Source organism: Geothrix rubra (assembly GCF_030268065.1).
GTDB lineage: Bacteria > Acidobacteriota > Holophagae > Holophagales > Holophagaceae > Geothrix > Geothrix rubra.
The window spans coordinates 1-1,205 of the sequence record NZ_BSDD01000016.1 but is presented as its reverse complement, the minus strand read 5'-3'; the positions used below and the strand labels follow the sequence as shown (position 1 = coordinate 1,205).

1 protein-coding gene is annotated in these 1,205 nt (G+C 71.0%); it reads left to right on the top strand.

Annotation, left to right across the window (positions count from 1 at the left end):
• The coding region (locus tag QSJ33_RS15565; RefSeq protein ID WP_285727898.1) for a hypothetical protein at positions 1–1,205 on the top strand (1,205 nt) is incomplete at both ends.

Genomic DNA, 1,205 nt, shown 5'->3' with positions numbered 1-1,205 from the left:
GGCACCGTGTCCCTCACGGCCACGGTCTCGGGTTCGACCAACACGGCGGTCACCTGGACGGTGGACGGCCTCGCGGGCGGCAGCGCCACCGTGGGAACGATCACCGGGACCGGGAACACCGTCACCTACACCGCGCCTTCGGCGGCGGGGAGCCATGCTGTCAAGGCCACGAGCGTGGCGGACACCAGCAAGAGCGCCTCCGCGTCGGTCGCGGTCCAGGCCCCCGTCTCGGTCTCCGTGAGCCCGGCCTCCGCCAGCCTCAATACGGGCAGCACCGTCTCCCTCACGGCCTCGGTCTCGGGCACCACGAACACGGCGGTCACCTGGACGGTGGACGGCGTGACGAACGGCAACGCCACGGCGGGAACGATCTCGGGTTCCGGGAACACCGTCACCTACACCGCGCCTTCGACCTCGGGCACCCACACCGTGGTCGCCACCAGCGCCGCCAGTCCGGCTGCGACGGCCTCCAGTGCCATCAATGTGCTGGCTCCGGCTCCGGTCTCCGTGACCCTGAGCCCGGCCTCCGCCACGGTGAACGTCTCCGCGACCCTCTCCCTGACGGCCACCGTCTCAGGTGCGACCAACACGGCGGTCACCTGGACCGTGGATGGCGTGGCGAACGGCAACACCACCGTGGGTACGCTCGCGGTGACCGGGAATTCGGCCGTCTACACGGCTCCCACCGTGGCGGGCACCCACACCATCACGGCCGTCAGCGCCGCCGATGGGACGAAGAGTGCCTCCTCGGCGGTCACCGTCCAGACGGTCGCCGTCCCGACCGGAGTGATCGTGGCGCCGAACGGAGTGTTGGGGAATCCGGGGACGCTGGCGGCGCCGACGACGCTGGAGGGCGCGCGGACGATCATCCAGAACGCGAGCCGGACGAGCCCCGGGGTGCTGCGTGTGCTCCTGCGGGGAGGCATCTACCCGCGTAGCAGTTCCTTCACCCTCGGATCGGCGGATTCCGGATCGGCGGCGAACCCCGTCGAGTGGGACGCCTATCCCAACGAGACGCCGCGGCTGGTCGGCGGGGTGGTGCTGAGCGGTTCCTCGGCGCACCTCGTGGACGGCACGGACCCGAACTGGTCCCGGCTGGACGCGTCGGCGCGGTCGATGATCTACGTGGTGGACCTGACGCCCTACAAGGCGAGCCTGGGGACGCTGGCGAGCCGTGCGGTCACGGGCGGATCGGTCAACCAGTC